The 22,975-nt window shown below is 68.7% G+C and carries 21 protein-coding genes, 1 tRNA gene and 2 pseudogenes; 13 read left to right on the plus strand and 11 right to left on the minus strand.

Annotated features, from left to right (window positions below; all coding sequences use genetic code 11):
• Positions 1-29: 29 nt before the first annotated feature.
• Positions 30-680 (minus strand): DUF1345 domain-containing protein, encoded by a 651-nt coding sequence (locus FOZ76_RS07455; RefSeq protein ID WP_143947510.1) that lies wholly within the window; start codon positions 678-680, stop codon positions 30-32.
• A gap of 128 nt (positions 681-808) precedes the next feature.
• Here FOZ76_RS07455 and FOZ76_RS27680 point away from each other — a divergent pair, with 128 nt between their 5' ends.
• Complete coding sequence (locus FOZ76_RS27680; protein WP_211366092.1) at positions 809-3,439, plus strand: ATP-binding protein; 2,631 nt, start codon at positions 809-811, stop codon at positions 3,437-3,439.
• A gap of 145 nt (positions 3,440-3,584) precedes the next feature.
• Here FOZ76_RS27680 and FOZ76_RS07465 read toward each other — a convergent pair.
• The 10 genes and pseudogenes from FOZ76_RS07465 to FOZ76_RS07510 form a co-directional block, all read right to left on the minus strand.
• A pseudogene (locus tag FOZ76_RS07465) lies at positions 3,585-3,902 on the minus strand (helix-turn-helix transcriptional regulator); the annotation flags it as partial.
• 258 nt (positions 3,903-4,160) lie between these two features.
• Positions 4,161-4,673 carry a flavin reductase gene (locus tag FOZ76_RS07470; RefSeq protein ID WP_211366095.1) on the minus strand — a complete coding sequence of 171 codons (513 nt, stop codon included), beginning with the start codon at positions 4,671-4,673 and terminating at the stop codon, positions 4,161-4,163.
• A 2-nt stretch (positions 4,674-4,675) separates the two neighbouring features.
• Complete coding sequence (locus FOZ76_RS07475; protein ID WP_143947513.1) at positions 4,676-5,632, minus strand: PDR/VanB family oxidoreductase; 957 nt, start codon at positions 5,630-5,632, stop codon at positions 4,676-4,678.
• Between the two features lie 8 nt (positions 5,633-5,640).
• The gene (locus FOZ76_RS07480; RefSeq protein WP_143947514.1) at positions 5,641-6,387 is read right to left on the minus strand and encodes an SDR family NAD(P)-dependent oxidoreductase; all 747 of its coding nucleotides are present in this window, start codon (positions 6,385-6,387) and stop codon (positions 5,641-5,643) included.
• 10 nt (positions 6,388-6,397) lie between these two features.
• A complete protein-coding gene (locus FOZ76_RS07485; RefSeq protein WP_143947515.1) occupies positions 6,398-6,874 on the minus strand; it encodes an aromatic-ring-hydroxylating dioxygenase subunit beta in 477 nt (158 codons plus the stop codon).
• 17 nt (positions 6,875-6,891) lie between these two features.
• On the minus strand, positions 6,892-8,178 hold the full coding sequence (locus FOZ76_RS07490; RefSeq protein WP_143947516.1) for an aromatic ring-hydroxylating oxygenase subunit alpha: 1,287 nt from the start codon (positions 8,176-8,178) through the stop codon (positions 6,892-6,894).
• A gap of 19 nt (positions 8,179-8,197) precedes the next feature.
• Positions 8,198-8,728 carry a nuclear transport factor 2 family protein gene (locus FOZ76_RS07495; RefSeq protein ID WP_211366097.1) on the minus strand — a complete coding sequence of 177 codons (531 nt, stop codon included), beginning with the start codon at positions 8,726-8,728 and terminating at the stop codon, positions 8,198-8,200.
• A gap of 5 nt (positions 8,729-8,733) precedes the next feature.
• Positions 8,734-9,093, minus strand: coding sequence for an IacB protein (locus FOZ76_RS07500; protein WP_143947517.1), 360 nt, complete (start codon positions 9,091-9,093; stop codon positions 8,734-8,736).
• Positions 9,094-9,124: 31 nt separating this feature from the next.
• Positions 9,125-10,315: an acyl-CoA dehydrogenase family protein gene (locus FOZ76_RS07505; protein ID WP_143947518.1), complete on the minus strand. Its 1,191-nt coding sequence runs from the start codon at positions 10,313-10,315 to the stop codon at positions 9,125-9,127.
• 10 nt (positions 10,316-10,325) lie between these two features.
• Entirely contained in the window at positions 10,326-11,396 is a 1,071-nt protein-coding gene (locus FOZ76_RS07510; RefSeq protein ID WP_246129336.1) for an amidase, read from the minus strand.
• A 663-nt stretch (positions 11,397-12,059) separates the two neighbouring features.
• On the opposite strand from FOZ76_RS07510, the gene FOZ76_RS07515 reads away from it, so the two are divergent.
• The 12 genes and pseudogenes from FOZ76_RS07515 (at position 12,060) to FOZ76_RS07570 (ending at position 22,944) form a co-directional block, all read left to right on the plus strand.
• Complete coding sequence (locus tag FOZ76_RS07515; protein ID WP_143947520.1) at positions 12,060-13,208, plus strand: ABC transporter substrate-binding protein; 1,149 nt, start codon at positions 12,060-12,062, stop codon at positions 13,206-13,208.
• A 220-nt stretch (positions 13,209-13,428) separates the two neighbouring features.
• Positions 13,429-14,478 (plus strand): branched-chain amino acid ABC transporter permease, encoded by a 1,050-nt coding sequence (locus FOZ76_RS07520; protein WP_143947521.1) that lies wholly within the window; start codon positions 13,429-13,431, stop codon positions 14,476-14,478.
• On the plus strand, positions 14,475-16,262 hold the full coding sequence (locus tag FOZ76_RS07525) for a branched-chain amino acid ABC transporter ATP-binding protein/permease (protein WP_143947522.1): 1,788 nt from the start codon (positions 14,475-14,477) through the stop codon (positions 16,260-16,262). The genes FOZ76_RS07520 and FOZ76_RS07525 overlap by 4 nt, the downstream gene beginning before the upstream one ends.
• Entirely contained in the window at positions 16,259-17,026 is a 768-nt protein-coding gene (locus FOZ76_RS07530) for an ABC transporter ATP-binding protein (protein WP_143947523.1), read from the plus strand. Before FOZ76_RS07525 ends, FOZ76_RS07530 begins: the two co-directional genes overlap by 4 nt.
• Entirely contained in the window at positions 17,023-18,036 is a 1,014-nt protein-coding gene (locus FOZ76_RS07535; RefSeq protein ID WP_143947524.1) for a ketopantoate reductase family protein, read from the plus strand. Before FOZ76_RS07530 ends, FOZ76_RS07535 begins: the two co-directional genes overlap by 4 nt.
• Before the next feature lie 13 nt (positions 18,037-18,049).
• On the plus strand, positions 18,050-18,829 hold the full coding sequence (locus FOZ76_RS07540; RefSeq protein WP_143947525.1) for a class II aldolase/adducin family protein: 780 nt from the start codon (positions 18,050-18,052) through the stop codon (positions 18,827-18,829).
• A 101-nt stretch (positions 18,830-18,930) separates the two neighbouring features.
• A complete protein-coding gene (locus tag FOZ76_RS07545) occupies positions 18,931-19,404 on the plus strand; it encodes a MarR family winged helix-turn-helix transcriptional regulator (RefSeq protein ID WP_143947526.1) in 474 nt (157 codons plus the stop codon).
• A gap of 134 nt (positions 19,405-19,538) precedes the next feature.
• A complete protein-coding gene (locus FOZ76_RS07550; protein WP_143947527.1) occupies positions 19,539-19,940 on the plus strand; it encodes a PaaI family thioesterase in 402 nt (133 codons plus the stop codon).
• A gap of 195 nt (positions 19,941-20,135) precedes the next feature.
• A complete protein-coding gene (tpiA, locus tag FOZ76_RS07555) occupies positions 20,136-20,897 on the plus strand; it encodes a triose-phosphate isomerase (RefSeq protein ID WP_143947528.1) in 762 nt (253 codons plus the stop codon).
• A gap of 91 nt (positions 20,898-20,988) precedes the next feature.
• A pseudogene (secG, locus tag FOZ76_RS07560) lies at positions 20,989-21,447 on the plus strand (preprotein translocase subunit SecG); the annotation flags it as partial.
• Positions 21,448-21,716: 269 nt separating this feature from the next.
• Positions 21,717-21,801 (plus strand) — tRNA-Leu (locus FOZ76_RS07565).
• A gap of 372 nt (positions 21,802-22,173) precedes the next feature.
• Positions 22,174-22,944, plus strand: a complete 771-nt coding sequence (locus FOZ76_RS07570) for a class I SAM-dependent methyltransferase (RefSeq protein WP_143947530.1) — start codon at positions 22,174-22,176, stop codon at positions 22,942-22,944.
• Positions 22,945-22,975 lie beyond the last annotated feature (31 nt).

Consider the following 22,975-nt stretch of genomic DNA (forward strand, 5'->3'; position numbering starts at 1 on the left):
GCGACAGAAGGCCCGGTACCGCCTCGGCGTCAGAGCCCGCCCAGTGCATTCACGGTGAACGCCAGCACGCCCATGTTGAAGACGAAGCCCACCATCGTGTGGCCCAGTGCGACCTTGCGCACGTGTGCGTCGCGGATGGCGATGTCGGACGTCTGGAACGTCATGCCCAGGGTGAAGCTGAAGTACACGAAATCCCAATAGTCGGGCGTGTCCCGGCCGGGCACGTCGATGCCGCCGCGGTCGCCCTGGTCGTTCGGCGAGTAGTACAGATGGGCGTAGTGCAGGGCAAAGACGATATTCGCGAACAGCCATGCGAGGGCCAGGGTGCAGACGATCAGCGCCAGGCCCTGCCAGTGCGGCGCGGCCTTGCTGGCGATGAGCGTGCCGATCGCGATCAGGATCACGATCGAGATCACGGCGGTGACGGTGAGCATGACCACGCGGTTGGCGTCGTTCAGCGAAGCATGGCGGCGCATGGTGGCGGCATCGTCGTTCAGCAGCGGCAGGGTGGAGCCCAGGAACACGGTGGCGGCCACGTCGAATCCGATCAGCAGGGCGACGCGCGCGTCGTCGTGGTACGAGGCCGAGACGATCGAGGCCATAACGAAAACCAGCCCGAAGAGCAGGAAGCGGGGCGGGGCGACATGGCGCCCGAGCAGCGACAGGAAGCGGGCAGGCATGGATGGCGGCTTTCCTCGATGGTACGGGCGGACGGGGTCGCGCAACGCGACGAGCGCGCCTGCGCGGAAATGACAGCGTGCCTCGCGATAAGATAGCCGTTCCCGCTGCTTCGACCCAAGCCCCGCGCATGTCTTCCACCTTCCTGTTGTCGCCGGCCTCGCCCAGCCTCACCGGCCGCGAGATTGCGCTGCACGACTGGTCTGCCACGTCGCTTGGGCCGATCGAGCAATGGCCTGCCGCGCTGCGCTCCACGTTGTCGCTCGTGCTGGCGTGCCCGATGCCCATGTTTCTCGCCTGGGGTCCCGAGCTGTTGTTCTTCTACAACGACGCCTATCGGCCGATGCTCGGCTTTCGCCTGCCCACGGCGCTGGGCCGGCCGTTCCGCAAGGTGTGGGCGAGCATCTGGTCCGGCATCGAGCCGTTGGTGAGCGCCACGCTGGCGGGCAATGCCCAGACCGCCACCGACATGTTCCTGGACCTCTCGCGCCAGGGCGTGCCGGAGGAGAGTTGGTGGACGTTCTCCTATTCGCCCGCCTACGACGATGACGGGCGTATCGCCGGCCTGCTGTGCGTGACCGGGGAGACGACGGCGCGGGTCATCGCCGAGCGCGAGCGCGTGGCAGCCCACGAACGGCTCGAAATGGCCTTGTCCGCGGGCGACAGCATCGGCATCTGGGACCTGGACGTGACCAGCGGCTTGGTGACCTCGGACGCGCGTTTCGCCTCGCTGTACGGCGTGGCGCCGGAACTGGCGGCGCGGGGCGCGCCGCTCGAGGCGTTCTTCGCAGGCATCCACCCCAAGGACCTGCCCCGGGTGCGCAAGGAGGTCGAGGCCACCATCCATGACGGCGTGCCCTTCGTGTCGGAGTACCGGCTGCCGCAGCCCGACGGGTCGGTGCGCTGGGTATCGGCCCAGGGGCGCGGCATCTTCGACGCCCACGGGCGCTGCCTGCGCTTTCCCGGCGTGAGCTTCGACATCACCGCCCGTGTGCTCGCCGTCAATGCGCTGATCGGGGCGAAGGAAGAGCGCGACTTCGTCATCAATCTCGTGAAGCGCCAGCGTGCGCTGAACGACGCCGAGACGATCATCCGGCTCACGTCCGAGGAGCTGGGACGGCGGCTGCGAGCGCACCGGGTCGGCTTCTATCGGCGCATCGGCAAGGATCTGCTGCGCCACGGGGCGAACTGGACGGACGGTTCGCTGCCGCCGCTCACCGGTCTGTCGCCGCTCAGCGCATTCGGCAAGCGCGCCGAGCTTCTGCGCGGGCAAGGCATCTCGCTGGTCTTCGGCGACAGCCGCTACGACTATGACGGCGACCTGCGGCCGTTCGCCGATTCCGGTGTGCTCGCCGGGATCTGCGTGCCGCTGATGAACGAAGGCCATTGGGAAGCCGGCATCTTCCTGCATCACGCCGAGGTCCGTCATTGGACGGCGCAGGAAGTCTCGCTCACCAAGGAAGTGGTCGAGGCCACCTGGGTGGCGGTCGAGCGTGCCGAGGCGCTGTTGCGGCTGAGCCAGCGCGTCGACCAGCAGAGCGCCGCCCTGGCCGAGGCCAGCCACGAGATCGCCGAGGAGGCGAACCGGCGAGCGCAGGCCGAAAGCCAGCTACGCCAGTTGCAGAAGATGGACGCAGTCGGCCAGTTGACCGGCGGCATCGCGCACGACTTCAACAACATGCTGGCCGTCATCATGGGCGGCATCAATCTCGCGCGTCGCCGACTGGCGCGCAGCGACGGCAGTGCCGAACGCTTCCTCGACAGCGCCATGGAGGGCGCCGAGCGGGCCGCGACCCTGACCCAGCGGCTGCTCGCCTTCGCGCGCCAGCAGCCGCTCTCGCCCGAAGCGGTCGACGCCAACCGGTTGCTGGGAACGCTGGAGGACCTGCTCAAGCGTTCGCTGGGCGAGCAGGTGGCGCTGGAGATCGTGCTCGGCGCGGGCCTGTGGAAGGCCAAGGCCGACCGCAACCAGCTCGAGAACGTGGTGGTCAATCTGGCGGTGAACGCGCGCGACGCCATGCCCGAGGGCGGCAAGCTCACCATCGAGACCTGCAACTCGCACGTCGACGAGGCGTATGCGCGCGCGGCGCAGATCGTGGCCGGGCAATACGTTCAGATCGCCGTGACGGACACGGGGGTGGGCATGCCGCCGGAGGTGCTGGCCAGGGCGTTCGAGCCCTTCTTCACCACCAAGCCGGCCGGCAAGGGCACGGGCCTGGGCCTGTCCCAGGTGTTCGGTTTCGCGCGGCAGTCGGGCGGGCATGTCCGGGTGTATTCCGAACCGGGCCACGGCACGACGTTCCGCCTGTACCTGCCGCGCTTCTGGGGCGAGGAGCCCGCGTCGCCGCGCGTGGCGGCGGGGCCGGCCAGAGGCGGTACGCCGGACGAGATCGTCATGGTCGTCGAGGACGAGGAGAGCCTGCGCATGCATTCTGTCGAGGTGCTGCGCGACCTTGGCTATACCGTCGTGCATGCCGCCAACGGGCCCGAGGCACTGGCCAGGATCGCCGCCGGCCAGCACATCACGCTGCTGTTCACCGACGTCGTCATGCCCGAGATGACCGGGCGGGTGCTGGCCGACCGCGCCCGCCGGTTCCTGCCGGATCTCAGAGTCGTCTATACCACGGGCTACACCCGCAATGCGGTGGTGCACAACGGCGTGATCGACCCCGGCACGCACTTTCTGCCCAAGCCGTTCGGCGTCGAGCAGTTGGCGGCCAAGCTGCGCGAAGCGCTGGACGAGGACGATCCCGCTCAGTAACGCCATGGCTCCCGAGGCGGCCGTCCTCAGGGGTGGACCAGGCGCGAGCCTACGCCGATACGGTTCAGCAGGTTGATGAGCGCGACCGGGCCGCGATCGCCGCCTACGTGGCGTGGGCGCAGCGCTGAGCCAGGGCCGCGGCGCCTCAGTTCAACTGGCTGGGCGGCACACCGTAGCGCCGCCGGAAGGCCGTGGCGAAGTTCGTGGCGTGGCGATAGCCCACGGCGTGCGCGGCCTGCTGCACTGTCCAGCCGCGCGTCAGTTGCTCGCGCGCCAGTGCCAGCCGGCACTCGCGCAGCCAGGCGAACACCGAACAATCGTAGGCGGCGTGGAACTTCGCGCGCAGCGTGCTCTGGCTCATGCACGCCAGGCTGGCGAGGTCCTGCAGACGGTAGGCTTCGCCGGGCGCTTCGGTGATGCGCTGGCGCACACGCTCCAGCAGGCGGAAGTCGCGTCCGGTCAAGGTGACGCGTTCGCCGCCGGCGCTGCCGGCGGGTGCGGTAGCGGCGCTGGCGTCGGCAAGTTCTGAATAGCGGGAATCGGGGTCTGCGCGTAGCATCGGCGGCCTGTGCCCCCGCGACTCGCGCCGTCCGAGCGCCTCCAGTCGGTGGCGCAGGCGGCTGCGGCAACAGGGACCTGCGTGGTTAACGATGTGAGAATAGCATGGATTCTCATTATCGTTGACCTCTTGGCTACCGGCCAAGGAACGGGTCGACCGCCGTTACACCACGCGCGAGCCGGCGCCGAGCCGGTGATAGGCGCGATTGAAGTAGACCAGTCCTTCGTCGTCCGGACTGACGCGGATCGCCTGCACCCGGCAATAGCAGATGTCGTGCGAACCCACCTCGTGAGTGTCGGCGATCACGCAGTCCAGATTGACCAGGGCGTGATCGAGCGCGGGCGCGCCGGTCGCGAGCCGGCTCCAGTCGGCGTTGGCGAAGCGTTCTTCCAGCGCGATGCCCGGGTTGGCGAAGCGGCCGGACAAGACGTGGTGCCGCGGCGCCAGCACGTTCACGCACAGCACGCCGTTGTCGCGGAAGAACGCATTGGAGTAGGAGGAGCGGTTCATGCACACCAGGATCGTCGGCGGCGAGTCGGTCACGCTGCACACCGCCGACGCCGTGAAGCCGGCGCGCCCTGCCTTGCCATCGGTGGTGATGAGCGTGACTGCGCCGCCCAGCATGGCCAGCGCGTTGCGGAATTCGTGCGAGGGGAGGGCGGTGGCTTGGTTCATGATCAGATATCCAGTACCAGGCGCGCCGAGCGGGCGCGCGAGCAGCAGACGAGGATCTGGTCGTTGTCGGCCCGCTCCTCGTCGGTGAGATAGACGTCGCGATGTTCGGGTTCGCCTTCGAGCACCGTGCACAGGCAGGTGCCGCACACGCCTTGCTCGCAGGACACGGGGATGTCGATGCCGATACGGACCAGCGCCTGGACGATGCTTTCGTCGCCGGCCACGGTCACGGCCTTGCCGCTGGCCGCGGCCACGACCTCGAAGCTGTCGCCGGTGGTGTCGACCTCCATCTGGAAGTACTCGCGATGCACCTGGGCGTCAGCGTAGCCCGCCGCCCGCGCGCCCGCGATCACATGGTCCATGTATCCCGTCGGCCCGCATACATAGACATGGGTGCCTGCATCCGGCGCGCCCAGGCTCGCGGCGAGGTCCAGGCGCTGCGCGGCGGGTTCGTCGTCGAAATGGGTGTGCACCCGCGCGGCGAACGGCGCGCGCGCCAGTTCGTCCAGGAAGGCGCAGCGGCTGCGCGAGCGGCCGCAGTAGTGCAGCTCGAAATCCGCCCCCGCCGCATGCAGGGCATAGGCCATGGCGATCATCGGCGTCACCCCGATGCCGCCGCCGTAGAGCAGCGAGCGGCGCGCGCCGGCGGCCAGCGGAAAGTGGTTGCGCGGCGCGCTGATCTGCAGTTCCACGCCTTCGCACAGCTCGTGCACGCGGGCGGAGCCGCCGCGCGAGACCGGATCGCGCAGCACGCCCAGGCGATAGCAGGCGGTATCGGCCGGGTCGCCGCACAGCGAGTACTGCCGCACCAGGCCGTCGGCCAGGTGCACGTCGACGTGCGCGCCGGCTTCGAAGCGCGGCAGCATGCCGCCGTCGCAGGGCTCCATCTCCAGCAGCACCACGTCGTGCGCGTCCAGCGTGCGGCGGCGCACCCGCACCTTGAGGGTTTCCTGAGTCATGATGCCGCTCAACGCATGAAGATGCCGCCGTTGATGTCCCAGGCGGCGCCGGTGGCGAAGCCGGCGTTGGGCGAGGCGAGCTGGACGACGAGATCGGCGACGAAGCCCGGGTCGCCGAGCTTTTTGACCGGGATCATGTCGTTGATGAGCTTGTCCAGCTTCTCGGGCGGGACCGCGGCGCGCACCGAGGGCAGGTCCATCGGCCCCGGGGCGACGGCGTTGACGGTGACGCCCTTGCCCGCGAGTTCGCGCGCGAAGATCTTGGTGAGCGTCAGGATGCCGGCCTTGGAGGAGGCATAGTGCGCGCCCGAGGCCGTCCCGCCGTTCTGCCCGGCGAGCGAGGCCAGATTGACGAGGCGGCCGTAGCCCTGCTCGCCGAGATGGGCGCCGAACACCTGGCAGCCGAGGAAGGTGCCGCGCAGGTTGGTGGTGATCACCGTGTCGAATTCCTCCGGCGTGATCTGCATCACCGGCGTGGTCAGGGTGACGGCGGCGTTGTTGACGAGCACCTGCACGCCGCCCCAGCGTTCGACGAGCAGGTCGCGGGCGGCCTCGAAGTCGGACTTGCGGGTGACGTCCAGGCCGATGGCCATGGCCGTCTCGCCGCTCGCGTCCGCGGCGCTGGCCGCGGCCTGGGCAGCCTGCAGCGCAATGTCGGCGTAGGCGACGCGATAGCCGGCGGCGTGCAGATGATCGGCGATGACCCGGCCCAGGCCCTGGGCCGCGCCGGTGACGATGGCGACTTGACGTTCCATGGCCATGTCCTCAGAGGATGTAGCCGATGCCGCGCAGGACATCGTCCGAGTTGATGAGGCGGATCAGCTTCTGGTGCAGCCTGAAGTCGTCGCCATCGCGCACCAGCGTGTAGCTGATGTCGGCCGTGTACTGGCGCTGGCTGTCCTTGCGGAAGTCGCTCAGCACCTGGGCGCAGCGCACCGTCACGGCCGCGCCGTCGTCGCCCGTGATGCGAAAGCGCGAGATCATGCGCACCGTGCGCGGCTGCGGGCTGGTCGAGATCGACTCGCCGCTGGTCAGGCGCTTCACCCGCTTCTCGCGCATGTGCTTGTCGTCGTACGCGTAGTTCAGCGTGTTGGCGAAGTCCGTCTCCCTGGGGTCGATCGGGATGATGTAGAGGCCATCCTCGGTCCAGAGGTCCAGCCAGTCGGCGAACTCGTTGTTGTCCAGCATGTCGGCTTCCTGCCAGATGAAGGCGCAGACCCGGTTCAGCAGTTGCATATCCATTCTCGTGACTCCGTTCTTTAGGCGGTCATGGCCTTGAGCCACTGGCGATACGCCGCCCGCATGCCGGTCTCGGCGCTGACGTCGCTCTTGAGGCCGTCCTCGGTCTGCACTTCGCCGGGCAGGCCGCGGTTGAGCAGGATCCACAGGTCCTTGCCGGCGCTCGCCCCTTTCTGCACGCGTTCCCAGGCTTCGGAGTCGTCGGGCGTACCGAAGCCCATCGGCCCCTGGAAGTGCTCGTGCATGCGCAGGCGGGCTCGGTTGCCGGCGGCCGGGCCGCCGTCCATCAGGATCACCGCGTGATGGATCTCGGTCTCGTTGACGGAAATCGGCTGCAGCACGCGAAAGAACGCCATCGAACACGCGATGTTCGGAAAGAGGTTCAGGTTGAAGCCCGAGCCGCCGACGGCGCGCACGATGCGGCGCACGGCCTGCTCGTCGTGCCCCTCGGCGCGCAGCTCCTCGGCGAGTTCGACGAAGCGTTCGGGGATCGGGGCGTCCAGGTTCTCCTCGAGGTCGACCAGCTCGGGGATCATCACCATCACGCTGTGCCCGTTGCCGAGGTCTTCCACATAGCCGGGGCCGCCGACGAAGTTGAGCATGCGCTCGGTCTGCGCGTCCACGGAGGACAGGAACGACTTGTGCACCACCGGAAAGTGATAGCCGTCGGTGGTGTTCTCGAGCTGGATCTTCCAGTTGCCGGGAAAGCGGAAGCGGTGCTCGCCGCCGATCTTGACCGGGTAGCCGCCGCCTTGCTTCATGAAGAGATCCATCCACTTCCTCGCGGGCCCGAGCCATTCGGCGAGCGGCTGGATGTCGTCCTTGAAGGTGGCGAAGATCATGCCGGCATACTGTTCGACGCGCAGGTTGACCAGCGGGTACTCGGCCTTGTCCAGAATCTCACCGTAGCTTTCGGGATGCGGCACGCCGCGCAGCGAGCCGTCCAGCGCATAGCCCCAGCCGTGGTAGGGGCACACGAAGCTCGCGGTCTTGCCCTTCTTGTGTTCGCACACCGTGGCGCCGCGGTGGCGGCAGCGGTTGAGCAGCACGCGCACGTCCTTCTTGCGGTCGCGCACCACGATCACCGGCTGCTTGCCGATGTAGGTGGTCTTGTAGCTGCCCACCTCGGGGATCTCGCTGACGTGGCCGACCCAGACCCAGGTGGAATAGAAGATCTTGTCCAGCTCCTGCTCGAACAGGGCGGGGTCGGTGTAGAGCGAGGTGTGCACGCGGTCGGGCAGGACCAGCTCGGCGAGCGGGCGCGCCGGGGCGGGCGCGGCTTTCTCGATGGGGATGACGGTAGACATGATGAGGATCTCGTGGAAATCAACGGGGTACCGGCAGCGGGGCGCTGTCGTTCCAGTCCTGGACCGGCCGGCTGAAGAGGTTCTCGGTGACGAACTCGGCGATGCGCCAGGCGCCGTCGGCCTCGCGGCGAAACGACAGGGCGAGCCTTGCCGCGTTCAGGTGCGAGCCGCCCGCCGAAAAGGTGGAGGTCTGCAGCATCACCCAACTGCCGCGCGCGGTGTCGGCGCACTGCACCTCGATGAGTTCCGAGGTGAGAAAGTGCACGTTCACGGCGAAGTGCGGCGGCGTGCTCATGTACTTGGCGAACATGGCGCGGATCGCATCGCGGCCTTCGTAGCCTCCGAAACTCTGCGTATAGCGGGCGCCCTTGCCGCGCCAGAGGGCGTCCTCGGTGAAGAGGCCGGCCAGCTCGTCGAGCGGGGTGTCGGCATCCAGCGCGTCGCACAGCACCATGTAGCGGTTCATACAGGCGCGGATGGCCTGCTCGCTCTCCAGACGCTCCAGGCGCGCGAGCGCTTCGGCCAGGCGGGTATCGGCGGCGTCGACCATGGGGCTCAGGCCGGAAACTCGAGTTCGCGGCCGATGCGCGCCTCGACGCGCGCGTACTTCCACATCTTGTACGTGCCGTCGCCCACCGGCGTGGTGCGGAACAGGTTGCAGGCCGCGGTGACCGTGTCGTAGTCGGGCATGTCGGCCAGCACGTAGGTCGTCCAGGGGTAGTTGGGCGAGGCGCCGACCATGATGCGGTCGTCGTCCATGTTGCCGATGATGCGTGCGCCGGGCAGCTCGCCCATGCCCTTCATCACGGCCGTGAACGCGGTCCAGACATCCTTGGCCTCAGCCGAGGTGGAATCGAAGAAGTTCTGCTGGATGCCGATGCAGAACAGGACGCGGAGAGGCTTCTTGTCGCTCATGAATCACCTGTCGAGTGGAGGGTTGGACGGATCAGAGATAACCGGGCAGCGGCTCGCCGCCGAAGAACATGGCGCCCGCGTTCTGGTAGGTGATGTCGCCGAGAAAGGCGTGCTGGGTCACGACGCCGGCGTCGCGCACGCACCAGGATAGCGGGCTGCTGTTGTAAATGCCGGTCATGCCCGACATCATCTGCGCGCTGCGCGCGACCTCGGCCGATACGCGGGCGGCGTGGCTGGCGGACAGGCGCAGCAGGTTGTTCTGCTCGCGCGAGACCGGGTCGCCCTTTTCCAGGCTCTGCCAGGCGTCGTCGATAGCCTCGTAGAACCAGCAGCGCGCCGAGCGCAGGGCGGCCTCCGCCTTGGCGATGTCGACCTGGGTGAGGGGACGCTCGGCGAGCTTGGGCGCGCCGGTCACGGAGATGCGTCCGGTCGCCATGCCGCGCACTTCGTCCAGCGCGGCGCGGGCCACGCCCAGACCGACCACGGCGAGAACCTGGGCGGCGAAGGCGAGCGAGGGGTAGCGGAACATGGGCTCGGTCAGGTTGGACGCGCCCCCGCGCACGAAGGTCCAGTCCTCGGGCACAACCACGCCGTCGACCACGATGTCGTGGCTGCCGGTGCCGGTCATGCCGCTGACGTCCCAGGTGTGCTCGATGCGCACCTGCTCGCGGGGCATGACGGCCATGCGCGGCAGGCCGGTGGTCTCGCCCTTGCGCGGGCTGATGCCCACGCCGATCACCGTGGCACCCATGCACCCGCTCGCGAAGCTCCAGCGTCCCTTGACGAGCAGGCCGCCGTCCACATAGGTGGCCGGCTGCGGCGGGAAGATCCCGCCGGCGAACACCACGTCGGGCGAGTCGGCATAGATCCGGCGGATGGTCGGCACGGGCAGGGCGGCGAGATAGACCGCCGCCATGCCGAAGCTCGCCACCCAGCCGGCCGAGCCGTCGGCCTGGGAGATGGTCTCGACGAGCTCACAGAACTGTCCCGCGGTACGCTCGTCGCCGCCCAGGCTGCGCGGCACGATGGCGCGGTACACGCCCAGGGCGCGGAACCGGTCGATGATGTCCTGCGAGATATAGCGTTGCCGCTCGAATTCCTGGCGTCGTGCGCGGATGTCGGCGAGCAGGGCGGGCAGATCGACCGGCGGCGCGCTGCCGGTTGCGCCCGGCGACACGGCGGCATGCGCTTGCGGCGCGGGAGTGGCGAGAGTGGGCGTCATGGGGTCTCCATCAGAAGGCGGTGGCGGCGAGACGCTGTGCGATCTCGCGGCCTATGGCGCAAAGCCGGGCGTCGGCGCCGCGCGCGGCGACCAGTTGCAGGCCGGCCGGCAAGCCGGCCGAGGTGAGCAGGGGCAGGTTGAGCGCGGGGTGGCCGGACAGGTTGAACGGGCGCACGTAGCGCGTGATGCCGATCTGGGCGGCGAGATCCTCGGCCTCGTCCAGGCGCGGCGGCACCGCCGGCAGGGTGGGCAGGGCCAGAACGTCGCATTCGGCGAGCGCGGCGTCGACCTCGGCGGTGAAGGCCTCGCGCACCGCCGCGGCGGCGGCGACCTCGGCCGGCCGCGTGAGGCCGGCCTTGCGCAGGCGTGCCGCGACGTCCGCGCCCAGGCGAGGATCGTCGATCAAGTGGGCGTAGGCCTGCCAGTTCTCGGCGTTGATGAGTGCAAGGCCCGCGTCGTAGGCCTGATCGAACAGGTTCAGGCGCACGGGCGCCTGCTGCGCGCCGCTGGCCGCCAGCGCCGCTGCGAACGCCGCGGCCACGTCGTCGGCGGCCGCGAGCGCAGGCACGCCGATGCGCAAGGCGGCTGGCGCGTCCACGGCCGCGAAGCCCGGCACCAGGGCGGTCATCACGGCCGTCAGGGTATCCATGTCGCGCGCGAACGGGCCGACGCAATCCAGCGAGCTGGCCGACGGCGCCACGCCGCGCCGATCCACCAGGCCGTAAGTGGGCTTCAGCCCGAAGATGCCGCAGCACGCGGCCGGCACGCGCACCGAGCCGCCGGTATCGGTACCTATGGCCGCATCGGCGAGACCGGCGGCGACGACCGCCGCCGATCCGCTCGACGAGCCGCCGGGAATGCGATCGGGCCAGCGCGGATTGACCGGCGTGCCGTCGTGGTGATTGATGCCGGTGGTGCCGAAGGCGAGTTCGTGCAGCACGGTCTTGCCCGTGATGCGCCAGCCGTCGGCGAGCAGGCCCTCGACGAGCGCGGCGTGCCTGCGGGCGGGCAGCGCGTGCGCATAGGCGCGGCTGCCGCACCGGGTGGCGACGCCGGCCACGTCGATGGTGTCCTTGACCATCACCGTGCGAGCGGCGCTGCCCAGGGACAGCGTCAGCAGCACACCGCTCGCGCCGGTTTCGACGCCGGGGGGCTCAGCGCCGGCGCTCGCGGGAGAGGCAGAACGTGATTTCATTTGAGAATTCACATGAAATTTCTAATAAATGGGCGCATGAGAGGCGAATTTCGTTCCGGCATGAGGTGCGCGTCGGCACATGCTGTCTCACGCACTATATCGGGAAGCCGGCATGCAAGAAAGGTCTGGACATTCGGGATTTCCCTGAGTCAGGTCGCCTGTCTATAAGATTGAATAGTTACGTGAAATATCAATCAAAAAGACGACGCAATCGACGACAGATGAAATGCAATTTTCGGGCCAACTTTTTCAACCGTCCGACGCGCAAGGCGTGCGGGATTACCCGGGGTATCGGTTGCTCCGGGTTCGCGCATAGACTCCCTGAAAAAGTGCATTCGGCACTGGATTGGTGAGGTTTTCCGAAGACTTGGTCTGCGCTGGCGTGTCCGCGGCGCAACCGGCGGCGAGCCGGACGCAGACGGGGAAGGTTTTTCCTCAATGCTTGAAATTTCCATCAATTAATCCAGTTTTTGGCACGGCTTTCGCTTAGCTTTTTCTACACGTTTTTCAAGCCGCCTCACTGGTGGTTTGTGTCCCTCGGAGAGCACAATGGTTATCAAGCGTTTGTTGGCGCCCGTCGTCGCCTGCCTGGTCTGTGCGGCCGGCGTTCAGGCTCATGCGCAGGTCAAGGTCGGGGTGATCACGTCGTCCACGGGGCCGATCGCGCTGGTGGGGATTCCACAGAAAAACACCGTCGATCTGTTGCCCAGGGAAGCGGGCGGGCTGTCGATCCAGTACATCTCGCTCGACGACGCGAGCGATCCCACGGCAACCGCGTCGAACTTCAAGAAGCTGCTGTCCGAGGGCGTCGACGCCGTGATCGGGCCCAGCGGATCGCCCAATGCCATGGGCGTCATCCCGTTCGCCGCCGATGCCAAGGTGCCCTTGCTGGCGCCGGTGGGCACGGCGGCTGTCGTGCTGCCCATGAACGAGCAGAAGAAGTGGGTGTTCAAGACCACCCAGAACGACGACCTCATCGCCGAGGCCCTGGTCGAGCACATGGCCAAGGCGGGGGTCAAGCGCCTGGGCTTCGTCGGTACGGCCGATCCGTATGGCGACAACTGGCAGAAGGTGGTCGCGGGCCTGGTCAAGGACAAGGGTATCGAGCTGGTCGCCAGCGAGCGCTTCCAGCGCCAGGACACCTCGGTCACCGCCCAGTCGATCAAGCTGATCGCCGCACGTCCCGACGCAGTGCTCGTGGCCGCGCCGGGCAGCTCCTCGGTGATGCCGCAGACCACCTTGTTCGACCAGGGTTTCAAGGGCCAGATGTACCAGACCCATGGCGCGGCGCTGCCCGACTTCCTGAAGCTCGGAGGCAGGAAGGTGGAAGGCACGATTCTCGCGGCCAGCCTGATGCTGGTGCTGGACGAGGTGCCGGACTCGCATCCGTCCAAGCAGATCGCAGCCGACTACATCAAGGCCTACCAGGACAAGTACGGCAATGTGCCCGCCACCTTCGGCGCCAACGTGTACGACGCCGGTCTGCTGCTCGAGCGCGCCATCCCGGTGGCCGCCAAGGCCGGCCAGCCCGGCACGCCCGAGTTCCGCAGCGCCCTGCGCGACGCCCTCGAGCAGACCAGCGAGCTGCCGGCCACCCAGGGCGTCTACACCATGACGCCGGAGGACCACAGCGGCTTCGACGAGCGCGGCCGCGAACTCATCACCGTCAAGGACGGCCAGTGGCGCTTGCTCAAGTAACGGCCTGACGTGAGGCTGGCGGCCTCGCCTCAGCTCTCACGTCTTCCTTCGATCCGTCTTCCGGGCGTCCGAGCGACGCCCCGGGGGATGCTGTGCTCCGAACACCAGAGATGATCAAGATTCACTGCCCACCTGGCGCGCCCGGCGCGCAACCGACATCGCCGCGTAGGCGCCGTGTCCGTTGCGCCGTCGGCTGCCGCGTCCGCGCGGAGAGAGCCGCATGAACCTGCAGATCGTCGCTCTGCTGGGACAGGACGGCCTGACCAACGGCGCCATCTACGCGCTGCTCGCGCTGTCCATCCTGCTCGTTTTCACCGTCACCCGCGTGCTGCTGATTCCGCAGGGCGAGTTCGTCGCTTTCGGCGCGCTCACCATGGCGGCGATCCAGGCGGGCCGTCCCGCCGGGCTCGCCTGGCTGGTGCTGGCACTCGCCCTCGCGGCGGCCGTCGCCGACGTGGCGGCCGGCCTGCGCCGCCGCGCGAACGGCCATCCGTTCCGGCTCGGGCTGCGCACCGCCGCCATGCCGGTGTACGCCGCCGCGCTGCTCGGCCTGGTGTCCATTCTGCCGCTCGATGAGTTGCCCATGGGCGTGCAGGCCTTGGTCACGCTCGGGCTGGTCACACCGCTCGGCCCGCTGATGTATCGCATCTTCTTTCAGCCGATCGCGGCCGCCCACGGCCTGGTGCTGCTGATCGTCTCGATCGCCGTGCACGTCAGCCTGGTCGGCATCGGCCTGTTGATCTTCGGCGCCGAGGGTTCGCGCACCGAGCCGTTCTCCGAGGCCGGCCTGGACCTGGGCTTCGTCATGGTCAACAGCCAGACGCTGTGGGTGCTGGCGGTGTCGCTGCTGCTCATCGTCGCGCTCTACACCTTCTTCGAGCGTACGCTGTACGGCAAGGCCCTGCGCGCCACCGCCGTGCAGCAGCTCGGTGCCCGTCTCATGGGCATTTCGCCGGCGCTGGCCGGCAAGGCCAGCTTCGCGCTCGCGGCCTTCATGGGCGGTCTGTCGGGGATCCTGATCGCGCCGCTCACCACCCTGTACTTCGATTCCGGTTTCATCATCAGCCTGAAGGGCTTCGTCGGCGCCATCATCGGCGGGCTGGCGAGCTATCCGGTGGCGGCGCTCGGCGCGCTGGCCGTCGGCCTGGTCGAATCGTTCTCGACCTTCTGGGCGAGCAGCTACAAAGAGGTGCTGGTGTTCACGCTGATCCTGCCGTTCTTGCTGTGGCGCTCGCTCAAGGGCGGGCATGGCGGGGAGGACGAGGAATGAAGCTGCGTCCCGCCGTTCTCGTCTTCGTCGCCGCACTCGCGGTGGCCCCCGCGCTGGCGTCCGCCTACCAGATGACGCTGCTCAACCACATCGGCATCTACGCGCTCACGGCGCTGGGCGTGGTGCTGCTCACCGGCGTCGCCGGCATGACCAGCTTCGGGCAGGCGGCCTTCGTCGGCCTGGGCGCCTACACCACGGCGGTGCTGCTCGCACCGTCGACCCTGGACCTCGGCGCACGGGTCGGCTCGCCCTGGCTCGCGCTGGGCCTGGGCCTGCTGCTCACGCTGGCGTTCGCCCTGGTGCTCGGCCTGCTCACGCTGCGCTTGTCGGGCCATTACCTGCCGCTGGGCACGATCGCCTGGGGGATCTCGCTGTATTCGCTGTTCGGCACCGTCGAAGGCCTGGGCGGGCACACCGGCATCGCCGACCTGCCGCCGCTCACCCTGTTCGGGGTCTCCTTCGCGGATACGCGCCGTCTGTATTACGTGATCTGGCTGGTCTTGCTGGGCGCCATCTGGGTCACCAGCAACCTGCTCGATTCGCGTACCGGGCGGGCCATCCGCGCGCTCAAGGGCGGGCAGGAAATGGCCTCGTCCATGGGCGTGAACGTGTTCCGCGCGAAGATGACGGCGTTCCTGGTGGCGGCTGCCTTCGCCGGCGTCGCGGGCTGGCTCTACGCCTACAACCAGCGCTTCGTGAGCCCGGCGCCCTTCGGCCTGAACGCCGGCATCGACTATCTCTTCATGGGCCTGCTGGGCGGCATCGGCAGCGTGTGGGGGGCCATCGTCGGCGCCGCCTCGGTGATCCTCCTGCGCGAGTGGCTGCAGGACGTGCTGCCGCACCTGCTCGGACGCAGCGGCAATTTCGAGAGCATCGTCTTCGGCCTGCTCATCGTGCTCGTCATGCAACGCTGGCCCGGCGGCCTGTGGTCCGCGGTGCAGGCACGGCTGCCGCGCAACCGGCTGCGCGCCCGCCTGTCCGAGCAGCCGGTGCCCGAACTGCCGCGGCGCCAGCCGCCGCGCAAGGGCGAGCGGGTGCTCGAAGTGAGCGGGCTCACCCGGCGCTTCGGCGGGCTGGTCGCCAACAAGGACATGGCGCTGCGCGTGGACGCCGGCGAGATCCTGGCGGTGATCGGCCCCAACGGCGCGGGCAAGAGCACGTTGTTCAACCTGCTGTCGTGCGTGGACACGCCCAACGCGGGCGAGATCGTGTTCCTCGGCGAGCGCATCAACGGCTACAGCCCGCGCAAGGTGGCGCGGGCCGGGCTGTCGCGCACCTTCCAGCACGTCAAGCTGCTGCCGCGCATGACCGTGCTCGAGAACGTGGCCATCGGCGCGCACCAGCGCGGTCATCGCGGCGTGTTCGCCTCCGCCCTGCGCCTGGACGGCACGGAAGAGGCGCGCCTGCTCGCCGAAGCCCGCCGCCAACTGGAGCGCGTGGGCCTGGGTGAATACCTGCATCACGAAGCCGGCAGCCTCGCGCTGGGCCAGCAGCGCATCCTCGAGATCGCGCGGGCGCTGTGCGCCGACCCCTGCCTGCTGCTGCTCGACGAACCGGCCGCGGGCCTGCGCCACAAGGAAAAGCAGGCGCTCGCCGAGCTGCTGCGCAAGCTGCGCGCCGAGGGCATGGCCGTGCTGCTGGTCGAGCACGACATGGATTTCGTCATGGGCCTGGTCGATCGCGTGGTCGTGATGGAGTTCGGCCAGCGCATCGCCGAGGGCCTGCCCGAGGAAGTGCAGCGCAACCCGGCCGTACTCGAAGCCTATCTGGGAGGTGCGGAATGAGTGCATCCAACGAAGCCGCGCCCCTGCTCGAGGTGCACCGGCTGGGCGCCTGCTACGGTCGCGTGCAGGCCTTGAGCGACATCGATCTGCAGGTGGGGCAGGGCCAGATCGTCACGGTGATCGGCCCCAACGGCGCCGGCAAGACGACGCTGCTGTGCGCGCTCATGGGCGTGCTGCCCGCCACCGGACGCGTCGTCTTCGACGGCGACGCCGCGTCCGGCGCGGCCGACATCGAGGAGCGCGTCGCGCAGGGGCTGGCGCTGGTGCCGGAGAGCCGGGCGCTGTTCGCCAGCATGTCGGTGGAGGACAACCTGCGGCTGGGCGCCTTCCGCTTTCATCGCCGGCCCAAGGCCGAGCACGAGGCTGCGCTCGAAGAAGTCTTCCAGCTCTTTCCGCGCCTGCGCGAGCGCCGCCAGCAGGATGCCGCCACCTTGTCCGGCGGCGAGCGCCAGATGCTCGCGGTCGGCCGCGCGCTGATGGGCAAGCCGCGCCTGCTGATGCTGGACGAGCCCAGCCTGGGCCTTGCGCCGCTGATCGTGCGCGACATCTTTCGCATCATCGGCGAGCTGCGCGCGCGCGGCGTGTCGGTGCTGCTGGTCGAGCAGAACGCGCGCGCGGCGCTGCGCATCGCCGACTACGCCTACGTGCTCGAACTCGGGCGCATCGCGATGCAAGGGCCGGCGGCCGAACTCGCCAACGATCCGCGCGTGGTCGATGCCTATCTGGGCGCCGGCAGCCGCCACCAGGAGCTGCTCTCGACATGAGTGCCGCAACCTCGCATGCCGAAGCACCCTTGCGGATCGGCGTCGCCGGCGCCGGCGCGATCGGCTGCACCCTCGCGGCCGTGCTCGCGCGCGGCGGCCAGCAGGTGTCCCTGCTCGCGCGCGGCGCGACCCTGCGCGCCATCGCGGCGGGCGGCGTGCGGCTCACCGACGCGGCCGGCACCGCCGAGGTGCCGGTACGCGCATCGGACTCGGCCGCCGCGCTGGGCGTGCAGGACGTGGTCTTCGTCTGCACCAAGGCGCAGGACGTCGCCGGCATTCTGCCGGCGCTCGCCCCCATGATCGGGCCCGATACGACGATCGTGCCGCTCATCAACGGCGTGCCCTGGTGGTACTTCCAGGGCCTGCCCGGACGCCTGGAGGGCAGGGCGGTGGCGGCCGTCGACCCGCAGGGCGTACTCGCCGGCTCGGTGCGGCGCGAGCAACTCGTGGGCGCCGTGGTGTTCATCACCGCCGAACGCGTGCAGCCCGCCGAAGTCGTCTCGCCCAACCCCATGCTCATCATCCTGGGCGAGTTGGCGCACATGGAAACCCCGCGCGTGCGACGCATCGCGGCGGCGCTGGATGCCGCGGGCATCGAAGCCCGCGTCAGCCCGGCCATCCGCGACGCGCTCTGGACCAAGGTCCTTGCCAATCTCACGTCCAATCCCCTGTCGGTGGTGAGCGGCGGCACGCTGCAGCAAATCTACAGCGACCCGCGCTTGCTGCCGATCGCGCGCAAGATGCTCGACGAAGGCCTGGCGCTGGCCGCGGCCTATGGCGCGCGCATCGTGTTCGATCCGCCCACCTTCATCGCGCAGGGGGCTGCGATGGGGCCGATCCGCACCTCCATGCTGCAGGACGCGCTGCACGGCCGCCCGCTGGAGCTCGCAGCGATCGGCGACGCGGTGCTGGAGCTTGCCGAGCTGCAGGGCATTCCGATGCCTGTCACGCGGGACGTCATCGGTCTCGCGCGTTTTCGCGAGGACGCCATGCGGGCGTCCCGCTCTTGAACGGAGTTTCGCCATGTCCACGTTCTCCCGAACCCCCACCCGAGTCGAGCGTCCCGAACAGTGTTCGGAGGAAGAGTGGGCGCTGCGCTGCCAGCTTGCCGAGTGCTATCACCTGGTCGACTACATGGGCTGGACCGAGACCATCTTCAACCACATCTCGGCGCGCCTGCCCGGCCCGGCGCATCATTACCTGGTCAACCCGTTCGGCCTGAACTACACCGAGGTCACGCCGCTCAACCTGCTCAAGGTCGACCTCGAGGGCCACAAGCTCGAGCCCTCGCCGTACGACGGCAACCCGGCCGGCTTCGCCCTGCACGCCGCGGTGCACGCCGCGCGCGAGGACGTGCAGTGCATCATCCATACGCACACCACACCGATCTCGGCGGTGGTGCAGAAGCGGGGCGGGTTCGACCACAACAGCTTCTACGGCGCACAGTTGTATGGCCGTGTGGGCTATCACACCTTCGAAGGCATCACCCTCTTCGACGACGAGAAGTCGCGCATGGTGGCGAGCCTGGGCGACAAGCACATCCTGGTACTGCGCAACCACGGTGTGGCCGTGGCCGAAAGCAGCATCGCCAAGGCTTTCTTCCTGCTCTGGACCGTGCAGCGCGCGGCCGAGATCCAGTGCGCCGCCGGCGCGCTCGGCGGCGAAGACGTGCCGCTGGGCGCGGACGTGCAGCAAAAGTGCGCCGATCTCACGGCCATGCTCATTCGCGACAGCGGCTTCGCGGTCAAGTTCTTCGACGCCATGGTCCGCAAGATGCACGCGCAGCGAGGGCCGGGCTGGTGAGCGGCAAAGGGCGCGCCGAGCAACTGTTGCTAGAATCGCCCGGGCACGCGGTCCAACCGCACAGGGCCTGGCCGCGAGCCGGTTCACGATTCTCCTACACCATGAGCACTCCCAAGCGCCTGAGTCGCTACAACCCGGCCAGCGAAGACTTTCGCAAGGAAGAATTCCCCTTCTACTGGGTAGCCCGCCTGAACGGCGTCTATCACCAACACATGGAACGTGCCTTGCGCAAGGTGGGTGCCGACGTGCCGACCTGGCGCGTGCTCTTCATCCTGAAGGAGAACGGTACCTCGAGCATGTCGGAGATCTCCGAGCATGCCATCGCCAAGCTGTCGACCATCACCAAGATCGTCTATCGCATGCGTGCCGAGGGGCTGGTCGAGACCTCGACCTCGGCGAACGATGGGCGGGTCACCGAGGTGTCCGTCACCGAGGCGGGCCGGCAGGCGATCGCGGCGATCCAGGAGGCCACCCAGAATCTCTTCGCGCGCAGCTTTCGCGGCCTGACACCGGCGCAGATCACCAAGCTCAACCAGTTGCTCGAAGTGCTGTTCAACAACCTCAACGAGCACTGAGCGGCCCCGCGCGGCTGCGCGCGCCGCGCCCGCGCCTTCTTCGGGCCCGTGTTGCGGTGGAAGATTGCATGCGCGGCGCCTTGCGCTACTATCGCCCGGCTCGCTCCGCCCACGGCGCATCAGGTCCGAATCGCATGCAAACCCCGAAACTCGACAACCCTTATCTGGAAAACCTCGGTGTCAGGCTGGACGCCTGGCAGCCGGGGCACGTGGTGATGTCCCTGCTCACCGACGAGAGCCACGCCAATCGCACCGGCGTGGTGCAGGGCGGCATCGTCGCCACGGTGCTCGACGCCGCGGCGGGCTATGCGGGTCTGATGTCGGAGGAAGGCGAGCCCGGCCACGCTGCGACGATCTCGCTGGCCATCAACTATGTGGCGCCGGCGCGGCTGGGCGCGCTGCGGGTCGAGGCGCGCATCACGGGCGGCGGGCGCAAGGTCTATTTTTCCGAAGCCAAAGTCTTCGACGCCGGGGGCAACCTGGTCGCCACGGCACAGGGCAGTTTCCGTCGCTACGGCGGCCAGCGCCCCGCCTGAGCGGGCGCGGCGCCTCGGTTGCCGGGGCCCTGGCGGGCGTGGCTGTCCAGGGTGCGCGGACACGGGCGCGGGCCGCGCGGCGCGCATCGCACAAGATGTGAAAGCCGGTACAATCAAGAGTTTTTTCAATGACGCCACTTTAGCGTCGCACCGGCTACACGGTGCGAAGTGCGTGGCCCCAACCCGGTTCAGTCCATGTCCGCAACCTCCGCTCTACGCCGCAAGTGCGTGCTAGGCAACTGGAAGATGAACGGCTCGCTCGCCGCCAACGCGAGCCTCCTGGAAGCGCTCGTCGCCGCGCTCGGCAAGGTGCAGAACGTCGACGTGGGCGTAGCCGTGCCCTTCCCCTATCTCGCGCAGGCGCAGCAGGCGCTGGGGGGCTCTCCCGTGCGCTGGGGCGCGCAGGACGTCAGCGCCCATGCCAGCGGTGCCTACACTGGCGAGGTCGCCGGCCCGATGCTGGTCGACTTCGGCGCGAGCTTCGTGCTGGTCGGCCATTCGGAGCGGCGCAGCCTGCATGGCGAGACGAGTGACGTCGTCGCGGACAAGGCCAAGGCGGCCCTGGCGGCGGGCCTGACGCCCGTGGTCTGCGTGGGCGAGACGCTGGCCGAGCGCGAAGCGGGCACGACGCTCGCCGTGATCGGCGAACAGCTCGCGCCGGTGCTGGCGCTGGGCGCGGACGCGGTCAAGCGCATGATCGTCGCCTACGAGCCGGTGTGGGCGATCGGCACCGGGCGCACTGCGTCGCCGGAGCAGGCGCAGGAAGTGCACGCCGCCATACGCGAGCGGCTGCGGCAGGCGGGCGCGGGCGAGGTGCAGGTGCTGTACGGCGGCAGCGTGAAGGCGGCGAACGCTGCCAGCCTCTTCGCCATGGCCGACATCGACGGCGGGCTGGTCGGCGGCGCGTCGCTCGACGCCCAGGATTTTGCAGGCATCGTCGCAGCCGCGACGGCCTGACGCGATACAACGAACAACGGCCGCCCTTCAGGGCGGCGATTTCATAGGATGAACCCCGGGGCCGGCGACGGCTTCGGAGCGGGAGCTGGAAATGTCTTGGATTCTTAGCGTGCTGCTGGTGGTGCAGGTCGTCTCGGCCATCGGCATCATCGTTCTGGTGCTGTTGCAGCAGGGCAAGGGCGCCGACATGGGCTCGGCCTTCGGCGGCGGCGGGGCTGGCAGTCTGTTCGGCGCGGCCGGTGCAGCGAACTTTCTTTCGCGCGCCACGAAATGGGCGGCCATCGTCTTCTTCTGCACCACGGGCGGGCTCGCCTACCTCAGCCATTCGCGTTCCCCGGCCGGTGCGCCGGCCGGCGTGATGGAAGGGTATCAGGCGCCGGACCATTCCGTGCCGCAGGCCCCGGGCGCGGGCGAGGGTTCCGTGCCCAGCGTACCCAGTGTGCCCAATGCGGCCGACGTGCCGGCTGCCCCGGCGCAGCCGGCCAACCCGCCCGCCGAACCGTCGGTGCCGCCCGCGCCGCCGGCCGCTCCCGCCGAGGCCCCGGCGCAGCCCGAGGTTCCGGCTGCGCCCCAGGCGCCGGCAGAGCCCGCCGCGCCGGCACCGTCCGACACCCCGGCACAGCCGGAAGCGTCCGAAGCGGCCCCGGCCGCCGAGCCGCAGGCCGGCTCCACGGACAGGCCCGCGCAATAAGGCCGAGGCAGGCACGCTGTACCCCTACACAATTGAGTACAGCGTGCTATAATCTTTTTCTTGTCGCAGCACGAAGCGTTCTTGAGCTGAAAGGCCCAAGGTCTTGACGCAACGTGCTCCGCGCCCAAGCCGTCGTGGTGGAATTGGTAGACACGCTATCTTGAGGGGGTAGTGGCGAAAGCTGTGCGAGTTCGAGTCTCGCCGACGGCACCAGCGATTCAGTGCAAGAAAGTCTGAAACCCGCATGAAGATGGCTTCTGCGGGTTTTTTGTCGTGTGGGCTACGCCCAATACGCCAGCCAGATCCGGCCCACCAAATTTCCGCGGCGGTGCTGGGCTATCGGCTGATCTTCCCGAGGCAAGGCTGGCGGAGAACGCTGCGTCCATCGTCGCCGAGGCGCTGGGCAAGGCCCATCCATGCCTGCGCTGGCGCCTGTTAACAGGTCCTGGGACGAACCGGACAAGCACAATACGGCCACGGGGTCTGACTATGCCTGTACCGCGGACCCCGAGGCAGTGCAAGCCTGGACTATTCTGGCAGGTGCCCGGGTCTGCCCGACCCCCTCCACACGCAAGGAGCGTTGCCATGCCCCCCATCCATGAATCGGCCGCCGTCGGCTTTTCCGCAGAGGCGGACACCTATGCCCGCGGGCGACCCGATTATCCGGACGCCCTGATCGACTGGCTGCGGCAGCCGCTGGGGGTGATGCCGGGCGCGGCCGTCGTGGACTTGGGCGCCGGCACCGGCAAGTTCACCCGCCTGCTCACCCGTACCGGGGCCAGCGTCTGCGCGGTGGAGCCCGTCGCCGCCATGCGCGAGGCGCTCGCCCGCGAGCTGCCCGAGGTCCCGGCCTTGCCCGGCACCGCCGAAGCCATACCGCTGCCCGATGCCAGCGTGCAGGCCGTCGTCTGCGCGCAGGCGTTCCATTGGTTCGCCTCGGTGGAAGCGTTGGCCGAGATCCATCGCGTGCTGGCGCCGCAAGGGCGCCTCGGGCTGGTCTGGAACGTCCGTGACGAGTCGGTGGATTGGGTGGCCGCGATCAGCCGCATCATGGCGCCGTTCGAGACCGAGACGCCGCGCCATCATCGGGGCGAATGGCGCGAGCCCTTCGCCCGGAGCGCGCTGTTCACGCTGCCCGAGCCCAGCAGCTTTGCGTATGCCCACGTCGGCCCGCCTCGCGTCGTGGTGATGGACCGCATGCTGTCCGTGAGCTTCATCGCTGCGCTGCCGGATGCCGAGAAGGCGGCCGTCAAGGCGCAACTGGAGGCGCTGATCCAAGACCATCCGGCACTGCGCGGCAAGGATACGGTGGCCTTTCCGTACCGGACGGACGCCTACGCCTGCACGCGGCGCTGAGCCCGCTGGGATGCGGCGGGGCCGGCCCTGG

Origin of the sequence: Verticiella sediminum, assembly GCF_007558815.1 — a bacterium.
Classification (GTDB): domain Bacteria; phylum Pseudomonadota; class Gammaproteobacteria; order Burkholderiales; family Burkholderiaceae_B; genus Verticiella; species Verticiella sediminum.